1 pseudogene is annotated in these 788 nt (G+C 67.6%); it reads left to right on the plus strand.

Features of this window, described 5'->3' with window-relative positions:
- A pseudogene (locus A5696_RS29180) lies at window positions 1–788 on the plus strand (magnesium-translocating P-type ATPase); the annotation flags it as partial.

Below are 788 nucleotides of genomic sequence, written 5' to 3' on the forward strand. Positions count from 1 at the left end.
ATCCTGCTGGCCGGCACCGCGATCGTCTCCTACTTTCTCGGCGACAGCATGCAGGCGTTGATCATCGGCGTGATCCTGGCGGCCAGCATCGGCTTGGGGTTCGTCAACGAGTATCGGGCCGAGCGGGCCGCCGCCGACCTGCACGCGGCCGTGCACCACAACGCCGTGGTGCGCCGCGACTCGAAGTTCGTCACGATCGGCGTCACCGACCTGGTGCCCGGTGACGTGGTCCGCCTGTCGCTGGGCGAGGCCGTGCCCGCCGACGTCCGGCTGATCGACGTCACCGGCCTGGAATGCGACGAGAGCATCCTGACCGGCGAGTCGACGGGCTCGGAGAAATCGCCGCAGCCTGTGCCGGCCGGCGCCGAGCTGGCCGAATCGACCGACCTCGCTTTCATGGGCACCATCGTGAGCGCCGGGGAGGGCACCGGGGTGGTGTACGCCACCGGCAGGGATGCCGAATTCGGCCGCATCGCAGCGGGTTTGGACAAGCGCCAACCCGAGACCGATTTCCAGGTGGGGCTGCGCCGGTTCTCCTACCTGCTGCTGCAGGTCGCGATCGCGCTGATGGTGGTCATCCTGGTCAGCAACCTGCTGCTGCACAAGCCGATCATCGATTCGGTGCTGTTCTCGCTGGCGATCGCGGTCGGCATCACGCCGCAGCTGCTGCCCGCCGTGGTGAGCACCGGCCTGGCGACCGGCTCGCGGCAACTGGCCAAGGCCAAGGTCCTGGTCAAACGCCTGGTCTGCATCGAAGACTTCGGCGACATCGACATCCTGATCACCGA

Source organism: Mycobacterium sp. E2699 (assembly GCF_001666745.1).
Taxonomy (GTDB): domain Bacteria; phylum Actinomycetota; class Actinomycetes; order Mycobacteriales; family Mycobacteriaceae; genus Mycobacterium.